Raw genomic sequence first — 8,119 nt, 5'->3', positions numbered from 1 at the left:
GCAAGATGCTCGAGCACAAGCTCGCGGTGTTGAAGAAGATGGTGGCGCAGGCGAAGTCGGTGCCAGACACCTGGTCGGAGCATGAGAAGATCGGCGACACCGCGCAGGGCTGGGCCATGCACGCGATGGTGCTCGATATCGACGTCGGGCCAATGCTTCAGACCCACAAGCTGCTCACCTCCGTGCTGTTCGCGCGCGCCAAAGGTTATAACCGCCCGCTCACCGCCGCCGAGCTCGAGATGATGAATCTCACCGGCGACGGCACCGGGCTGGACATGGTGACGATGCCGCAGGCGATGCGCGAGCAAGTGCCGACCTCGAACTTCTTCCAGCGCGGCGGCTACGAGCGCAACCCGGTCGCGATCCGCCACAACACGGTGGCGAAGCTGCTGGCAGTCACGGACGCGCGGATGGACTCGAACAGTAACAATGCTGGGGCGAGGGAGCTCGCGGGGGTGTTTTAGCACACCGTCGTCCCGGACAAGCGGAGCGCAGATCCGGGATCCATGACCACAGGATGTGGTTTGGCGAAGACTCCTGGTTGCCAGCCTCGCGCCGCAACTACTCCCTGGGGTTATGGGTCCCGGGCTCGCGCTTCGCGCGCCCCGGGACGACACCGAATGTGGGTTTACTGATCCGGGCCGAACTTGAATCGACCGTCGCCCTCGAGGTACGGGCCGGTACGCATGTAGAGCTGGCCGTTCTGGCCGATGAAGAACAGCGTGCCCCGCGGCACCTTCTTGGCGCCCTTCAGGAGCTCGCCGGCATTGCTGGTGCCCATCTTGTAGGAGAAGGTCTTGCCTTCCTTGTCATAGGCATAGCCCATGTCGGGCTTCAGCTCCCACGGCGTCGCGGCGGTCTGCGCGACAGCCGGTGCGGCGAGTGCCCCGAACATCGCCGCGGCCATTAAGGCCCTCGTTGGAAATCCAGTCATCCTCATCCTCCCCATAAGCACCTGATTGTCGTTCCGAACAAATCACGAACGGTCTTCGCCGGTCAAATACGCGCCTCGATCGCAACGCACCACGTCCCGTTCAACGGGTTGTCGTGCCCAATCACATCCTGGCTAGCAGTTTGTGATTTTCCCTTGGTCCCCTCGCGACTATGGTCCGCTTTCCGTCTAGAACGCAATTCGACAATGAGATTGGGTAGGGATGATTCGAATGAACCATGTCATAAAAATTTGCTTGTCCGCCGCATTTCTGGTGACACTCGCGCCCGTCGCCCATGCCGATGACTACCAGCTCAGTCACAACCAGCGGATTTCCTGCAGCCGCGGCCTTGCCCCGGGCAAGCTGAACACCGCAACCTGCAGGTCCTACACCTATCTCTTCAACACCAAGACATCGGAATATTTCCGTTGCCAGGTCTCGCTGGCGCTGACCCGCGACAACAAGGAAGTCATCAACGTGCAGACCGACGGCGGCTGCACCAAGAGGCCGCGCATCTTCGAGACGGACGGCCATTACGATTTCGATGCGACCGAGACCGAGCCCCCGAATACCAACTCGTTCTTCGGCCCCGGCGGCTATTCGGTCTGGGCCGCCGACATGACCACGCAGAAGGTCCGCGGCTGCATCACCATCTCCTCCGGCCTCGGCTCCGACATCTCCAAGTGCCTGGACATGACGTTCCAGTGAGGCTTGCCAGTGAGGCTTGCCAGTAAGGCTTGCCAGTGAGGATGAGGCACGCTCGCTCGATGCGTTCGAGCGAGCCGCGTTCAAACGCTGCCTGCGCCATGTCGCCGCACCTTCCAAAGTTTCCTTAAATTCCCGTCGAAACGGCTGTTTCGCGCAGCCCTGTTTTGCCTTTTGGATGGGTTGACCCGCTCCCCTCGCCCGGCCAATTTCGCCGCCGGTTTGGGGAGAAGAAAATCATGAAATTGAAGTTGATCGGCGCTGCCTCGGCTCTTGCTCTGGCGACGTCGGTGTCGTGTGCGCAGGCACAATCGTTCATCAACGTGCTGACCGGCGGCACCTCCGGCGTCTACTATCCGCTCGGGGTCGCGATCGGAAAGATCTACGGCGACAAGATTCCGAACGTGAAGACGCAGGTGCAGGCCACCAAGGCGTCGGTCGAAAATCTCATCCTCTTGCAGCAGGGCCGCGGCGAACTCGCGTTCACGCTCGGCGATTCCCTCAAGGCTGCCTGGGACGGCGAGGAGGAGGCGGGCTTCAAGACCAAGCTCGACAAGCTCCGCACCATCGGCGCGATCTATCCGAACTACATCCAGATCGTCGCGACCGCCGAGAGCGGCATCAAGACCCTCGCCGACCTCAAGGGCAAGAGCCTCTCGGTCGGCGCGCCGAAATCCGGCACCGAGCTCAACTCGCGCGCCATCCTGGCTGCCGCCGGCATGAGCTACAAGGATCTCGGCAAGGTGGAATATCTGCCGTTTGCCGAATCCGTCGACCTCATGAAGAACCGCCAGCTCAACGCGACGCTGCAATCGGCCGGCCTCGGCGTTGCCTCGCTGAAGGACCTCTCGACCTCGAGCCCGATCACCGTGGTTGCGGTGCCGAAGGAAACCGTCGACAAGATTGGACCGCCCTTCATCTCGGCCGTGATTCCCGCGAACACCTATGCCGGGCAGGACAAGGACGTGCCCACGGCGGCGGTGGTGAATTATCTCGTGACGAGCTCTGCGGTCTCTGACGATCTCGCCTATCAGATGACCAAGTTGATCTACGAGTCGCTGCCCGAACTCGCCAACGCGCATGTCGCAGGCAAGGAGATCAAGATCGAGACGGCCGCCACCGGCAGCCCGGTCCCGCTGCACCCCGGCGCGATCCGCTATTACAGGGAAAAAGGGCTGATCAAGTAAGCGGCTTTATCCGTATCGTCATGCCCGGGCTTGTCCCGGGCATCCACGTTCATCGAGGCACCGTAAGACGTGGATGGCCGGGACAAGCCCGGCCATGACGGTGTGGTGAGAGCGACGACGATGTTGTAAACGTTGGTCCGGGCGGGGGCGATTTGAATGCTAGAGAAGGTGGAGGGCGCGGATGCGCCCATCAAGGTCGAATTCGACAATTTCGAGCATGGCTTTCCGGAAGGGTTCGGGCCGGGCTGGTGGGGCCAACTCGCCTACTGGATCGGCATCGCGTTTGCGGCCTTCCAGCTCTACGTCGCCGCCTTCAACTATCTGCCGAGCCAGGTGGTGCGCGGTGTCCATGTCGGCTTCCTCCTGCTGCTCGCCTTCGGCCTGATCGGCAACTTCACCGGCAGAAACGATGTCGGCCGCGCGCTCGGCTGGCTGATCGGTGGCGCCGGCTTTCTCTGTGGCCTCTATCAATGGATCTTCTATGCCGATCTGATTGCGCGCGACGGCGATCCGACGCGGGTCGATCTCGCTGTCGGCACGCTGCTCGCGATCCTCATCTTCGAGGGCACGCGGCGCCTGATGGGTGCGGCGCTGCCGCTGATGTGCGGCGCGTGTCTCGTCTATTGGTTCTTCGGCCAGTATCTGCCGTCGCCGCTCAACCATCGCGGTTATGACTTCGACCAGATCGTCACGCATCTGTCCTTCGGCACCGAAGGTTTCTACGGCGTGCCGATCTACGTCTCGGCGACCTACATCTTCCTGTTCATCCTGTTCGGCTCGTTCCTTGAACGCGCCGGCATGATCCAGCTCTTCACCGACGTCTCGCTCGGCCTGTTCGGCCGCACCCGCGGCGGCCCCGCCAAGGTCGCGGTGTTCGCCTCGGGCATGATGGGCACGATCTCCGGCTCGGGCGTCGCCAATGTCGTGACCGTCGGCCAGTTCACGATTCCCCTGATGATCAGGTTCGGCTATCGCCGCGCCTTTGCTGCCGGCGTCGAAGCGACTGCCTCGATGGGCGGGCAGATCATGCCACCGGTGATGGGCGCGGTCGCCTTCATCATGGCCGAGACGTTAGGGGTCCAGTACTCGGAAATCGTCAAAGCGGCAGCGATCCCGGCGATGCTCTACTTCGCCTCCGCGTTCTGGATGGTGCATCTGGAAGCCGGCAAGCACGGGCTCACCGGCATGAAGCGCGCGGAGATCCCGAGCGCCTGGAAGGCGCTGGTGACACGCTGGTATCTCGTGCTGCCGCTCGCAGCGCTCGTCTACATGCTGTTCGAAGGCTTTACGCCGCTCTATGCCGGCAGCATGGGCCTCGCACTGACGGTGACGCTGATCCTGGGGGCCAGCATCACGGCGGGGGCATCGGCAATGGTGATCCGCTACATCTTCTGGATCGGGCTCGCGCTCGTCGTCGCCGCGCTGTCGCGTGACGGCCTCCAGATTGTGCCGGTTTCAGGTGTCGTCGCCGGGCTGATCGTGATCACGGCCTTCGTCCGCGGCGGCCTCGCCTCCTTGCGCGCCTGTCGCGATGCGCTGGCCGAAAGCGCGAAATCCGCCATCACCGTCGGCATGGCTTGCGCCATCGTTGGCGTCATCATCGGCATGATGTCGCAGACCGGCGTCGGCACAATTTTTGGTGGCTGGGTGATCGGGCTTGGTGAGAAGAGCCTGTTCCTGGCGCTGATCATGACCATGCTGCTGTCGATCCTGCTCGGCACCGGCATTCCGACGATCCCGACCTACATCATCACCGCTGCGCTCGCCGCGCCTGCGCTGGCAAAGTTGGGGGTGCCCCTGATCGCGAGCCACATGTTCGCGTTCTACTACGGCATCATGGCCGACCTCTCGCCGCCGGTCGCGCTCGCCGCGCTCGCCGCGGCCCCGATCGCGAAGGAGAATCCGGACAAGATCGGCTGGGAAGCGATGCGCATCGCGCTTGCCGGCTACGTCATCCCCTTCATCTTCGTCTATTCACCGGCGTTGATGCTCCAGGCCGGCGATCCCATGGCCGCCGAGCTCGGCTTCTACGGCGCAGTTGTGCTCGCGACCTTCAAGGCGCTGGTGGCGATCGGCCTGTTCGGCATGGTCGCGATCGGTTTTCTGTTCACGCGGCTGTCGCTGCTCGAGCGTGCGCTTGCGCTCGGCGCGGCACTCTGCCTACTCGGGGATTTTGCCTTCAGCGATGCCGCAGGCTTCGTGCTGACGGCGGTGATCGTGCTCTGGCAATGGCGGCAGCGCCCGCCGGCTGCGATCGAGGCGGTGTGAGCCTCTGCCTGCTATCTGCGGGAAGCGTGAAGGCGCTGGCGCTCACAGCCTTTACGCTCGTCTGGACGCATTCGATCGAGAAGGTCGACTGGCAGGAAGACTGGCGCGTGACACCTGGGGGCCTCGAGCTCGTGCAAGCGCGCGTCAAAGGCTCCGGCGCCGGCATGGAGCCGCCGCCCGACGCGCGGCTCACCGGCGGCTGGTTTCAATGGCAGCCGAAGCGGGCACCGATACATGAGGTCGTGCTCGGTAATTCCGGCGCGGCCGGGGAATGGCGGTTGTGTCATGACGGGAAGTGCAGGACTCTTTCGGAGATTGTCGGCCATCCGATCGGTGCTAACGTCACCAAGATGAAAGTCTGCGACGATCCGTAGCCCGGATGAGCGCAGCGATATCCGGGAACGGCGGCCCCGGATATCGCTTCGCTCATCCGGGCTACAAAGAACACCAGGGAGAAACGCGATGGATCGGCTCAAGGGCAAGGTTGCGATGGTGGTCGGCGCCGGCTCGATCGGACCGGGCTGGGGCAACGGCAAGGCGACCGCGGTGACCTTTGCGCGCGAGGGCGCGTCGGTATTTTGCGTCGATCGCAGCGGCGCGGCCGCCGAGGAGACCGCGAAGATCATCACGAGCGAGGGTGGCAAGGCGGCCGCCTTCACCGCCGACGTGTCGCGCGCGAGCGACATCGAGGTCATGGTCGCGGCGTGCCTGAAGGTCTATGGCCGCATCGACGTGCTCGACAACAATGTCGGCATCGCCGAGATGGGCAGCGTGGTCGAGGTGACCGAGGAGAGCTGGGACCGCGTCTTCACCGTCAACCTCAAGAGCGCCTACCTCGCCATGAAGCAGGTGATCCCGGTGATGGCAAAGCAAGGCGGCGGCTCGATCATCAACATCTCCTCGATCGCCTCGATCCGCCACATGGGCCTCTCCTACGTCAGCTACGGCACCTCGAAGGCGGCGATGAACACGATGACGCGCACCACGGCGGTCGAGTTCGCGCGCCAGCATATCCGCGTCAATGCGATCCTGCCCGGCCTGATGAAGACGCCGATGGTCGAGCATTCTGCGGGGCTCGCGGCAAGCTACGCCAAGGGCGATGTGGAGGCGATGTGGCGCGCCCGCGACGCCCAGGTGCCGATGGGCCACATGGGCGACGCCTGGGACGTCGCCACCGCCGCACTGTTCCTGGCATCCGACGAGTCGAAATACGTGACCGGCATCGAGCTCATCGTCGACGGCGGCATCACGTGTAAGTCGGGGGTGTGATCGCCAGATACACCCTCAGCTGTCGTCCCGGACAAGCGCAGCGAAGCGGAGCGCAGATCCGGGACCCATAACCCCAGGGAGTGGTTTGGCGAAGATTCGTGGTTGCCAACTCGCACCACAACTCCTCCCTGGGGTTATGGGTCCCGGCCTTCGCCGGGACGACATCGCGCTTGTGGCAGCACCGCGCGCATCATCCTCCCGCGCTTAGCTCCGCCCGATCCAGCTCCTCCTCGAGCGTGTGAAACGCGTCGTCGCCGATCACCTCGGTGGCACGCAGGTCGAAGATGGTCTTGCGGGCCGCGCCGATGGCGCGGCGGCGCAGGGGATCGGCGGGCAATTCGCCGCTGGCGACGCCGCCATTGGGATCGTTCTCGGCCCGCATCAGCACCGCGCGATATTCCAGCCGCAGGATCTCCGCCTCTTCCGACGGATCGGCGTCGATCTCGGCGAGCGCGGCCTGATAGGCGAGCGCGCGTCCGCGCGCGACCTCGCTGGAGACGGGATCATCGTCCTTGAGGTCGAACGCCAGGATCAGCGGCCGCAGCGTCAGGCCCTGGATCACCAGTGATCCCAGCACGACGGCGAAGGCGATGAACAGGATGAAATCGCGATAGGGGAAATTCTCAGGCAGCGCGAAGGCGGTGGCGAGTGTGACGAGGCCGCGCATGCCGCACCAGGACACGATGATGCCGCCCTTGGGCGAGGTTACGGCTTCCGGGTCCTTCGGGCAATAGATGCCGTACGCGACGAGTATGCGCAGGATCGTGCGGTAGGTCATCACCCAGGCGAGCCGCACCAGGATCACCGTGAGCAGGATCCACGCCGCCGCCACGAAATACTCCCAGCGCACGTCCTCTGCGAGGCGCGACCAGATCGGCTGCACCTGCAACCCGATCAGGATGAAGGCGAGCACGTTTAGCACGAACACGGTCGTCTCCCACACCGCGTAGGACGGCACCCGCAGCCGCGCCGGCATGCGTGCCGGCGCGGCGCGCGCGACAGTCATGGCGTAGACGACGATGGTCAGGATGCCGGAGAGGCCGAGGTGCTCGGCGCCGATCCAGATCATGAAGGTCGTGGCGAACTGCACGATGATCGCGCTCGGCGCTTCCGTGATGCGTGTGATGAACAGCGGCATGATGCGCGCAGCGAGATAGCCGGCGACGATGCTGCCGCCGAGCGCGAGCGCGACCGTCGGCGCGATCTCGCTCCATTTCAGATGTTCCATCACCACTGCGCCGACCGCGATGCGATAGATCAGCAGCGCACTCGCATCATTCAGCAGGCTCTCGCCTTCGAGCACCTTGACCATGCGATAGGGCAGGCGGACCTGACGCAGGATGGCGACCGCAGCAGCCGCATCCGGCGGCGCGACGATCGCGCCGAGCGCGACCGCGGCGGCCCAGGGCATATCGGGGACCAGCCGATGCGCCACCAGCGCGACACCGGCCGTGGTCAAGCCGACCGCGGCGACCACGAGCGTCGAGACCGGAACCCAGTTGTTGCGGAGATCGCGCAGCGAGGTGTCATAGGCGGCATCCAGCAGTACCGGTGCGACAAAAAGCGCCAAGGCGAGATCGGGCTGGAGCGCCCAGGATGGGCTCTCGGGAACGAAGGCGAGCAGCGCGCCGCCGATGGCGAGAAAGGTCGGGTAGGGGACCTTGATCCGCCGCGCCAGCGCCGATAAGGCAACGGCGCCGAGCAGAAGTGCGATGATCCATTCGAAGGTCGACACGAGATATCCTTAAGAAGCCGTCG

7 protein-coding genes and 1 pseudogene are annotated in these 8,119 nt (G+C 64.2%); 6 read left to right on the top strand and 2 right to left on the bottom strand.

Translation table 11 applies throughout. The features are described from left to right. Nucleotides 1-464, top strand: a pseudogene (locus SO156_RS21970) (hypothetical protein); the annotation flags it as partial. 164 nt (nt 465-628) lie between these two features. Here SO156_RS21970 and SO156_RS21965 read toward each other — a convergent pair. Further along, nucleotides 629-934, bottom strand: a complete 306-nt coding sequence (locus tag SO156_RS21965) for a hypothetical protein (RefSeq protein WP_498536212.1) — start codon at nt 932-934, stop codon at nt 629-631. A 229-nt stretch (nt 935-1,163) separates the two neighbouring features. Here SO156_RS21965 and SO156_RS21960 point away from each other — a divergent pair, with 229 nt between their 5' ends. The 5 genes from SO156_RS21960 to SO156_RS21940 all read left to right on the top strand — a co-directional run bounded on the left by SO156_RS21960 (nt 1,164) and on the right by SO156_RS21940 (nt 6,361). Further along, nucleotides 1,164-1,640, top strand: a complete 477-nt coding sequence (locus tag SO156_RS21960) for a hypothetical protein (protein ID WP_458144056.1) — start codon at nt 1,164-1,166, stop codon at nt 1,638-1,640. A gap of 236 nt (nt 1,641-1,876) precedes the next feature. Further along, nucleotides 1,877-2,824 carry a TAXI family TRAP transporter solute-binding subunit gene (locus SO156_RS21955; RefSeq protein WP_498536211.1) on the top strand — a complete coding sequence of 316 codons (948 nt, stop codon included), beginning with the start codon at nt 1,877-1,879 and terminating at the stop codon, nt 2,822-2,824. A 156-nt stretch (nt 2,825-2,980) separates the two neighbouring features. Beyond that, the gene (locus tag SO156_RS21950; protein ID WP_498536210.1) at nt 2,981-5,092 is read left to right on the top strand and encodes a TRAP transporter permease; all 2,112 of its coding nucleotides are present in this window, start codon (nt 2,981-2,983) and stop codon (nt 5,090-5,092) included. Further along, on the top strand, nt 5,053-5,466 hold the full coding sequence (locus SO156_RS21945) for a DUF1850 domain-containing protein (RefSeq protein WP_458144053.1): 414 nt from the start codon (nt 5,053-5,055) through the stop codon (nt 5,464-5,466). The genes SO156_RS21950 and SO156_RS21945 overlap by 40 nt, the downstream gene beginning before the upstream one ends. A gap of 88 nt (nt 5,467-5,554) precedes the next feature. Further along, on the top strand, nt 5,555-6,361 hold the full coding sequence (locus SO156_RS21940; RefSeq protein ID WP_498536209.1) for an SDR family NAD(P)-dependent oxidoreductase: 807 nt from the start codon (nt 5,555-5,557) through the stop codon (nt 6,359-6,361). A gap of 190 nt (nt 6,362-6,551) precedes the next feature. On the opposite strand, the gene SO156_RS21935 is transcribed toward SO156_RS21940, so the two are convergent. Beyond that, a complete protein-coding gene (locus tag SO156_RS21935; RefSeq protein ID WP_498536208.1) occupies nt 6,552-8,096 on the bottom strand; it encodes a cation:proton antiporter in 1,545 nt (514 codons plus the stop codon). Between the last annotated feature and the right edge of the window lie 23 nt (nt 8,097-8,119).

The organism is Bradyrhizobium sp. UFLA05-125, assembly GCF_059803515.1.
This window is presented reverse-complemented; position numbering and strand designations above follow the sequence as displayed.